Annotated in this window: 1 protein-coding gene; it reads right to left on the bottom strand. The window is 60.0% G+C overall.

The features are described 5' to 3' along the window. Positions 1 to 205 precede the first annotated feature (205 nt). The coding region (locus ACO0K4_RS19450; RefSeq protein WP_422958330.1) for a hypothetical protein at positions 206 to 472 on the bottom strand (267 nt) is incomplete at its 5' end.

Raw genomic sequence — 472 nt, 5'->3', positions numbered from 1 at the left:
TGGCAGGATTGGCACACCCCCGAGCTGCAGCCCGGTGCACCTCTGCCAGAGACGGTCATCTTCCTGGCCCGCACTCGTGCCAAAAGAGACCAACTTGACGAGGACGGCGGTGGCTGTGCTCGTCCACTCGCCCGTCCCCAGCCCCAGGAAGGGTCGAAGCTGGGCTGACGAGACCTTGAGGGTCGAAACGGTGTTGAGGACTCTGCTAGGCAGTCTTGTCACGGTAGGTCTTCCGGATTCGGACGATCACAGTGAAGGTGCCCTCCAGGGTGGAGTCGACAACCGAACTCTGGGTGAAATGAGTTTTCTCCCAACGGAGATTCTCACCACGCAGGGCTCGGAGGTCTACCTCCGATCCAGGAAGCTCCGCCACGTGGCCGCTGAGCTCCCGAAGGATCTCCGCGACTCGCTCGCTTTGCTTCATTCTCTTCTCCAGTTTCGTCTCTTTAGACTCATCAGCCGGTGCTTCAAT

The sequence above is a fragment of the Undibacterium sp. RuTC16W genome, assembly GCF_049339445.1.
Taxonomy (GTDB): Bacteria; Pseudomonadota; Gammaproteobacteria; order Burkholderiales; family Burkholderiaceae_D; genus Undibacterium.
This window is presented reverse-complemented; position numbering and strand designations above follow the sequence as displayed.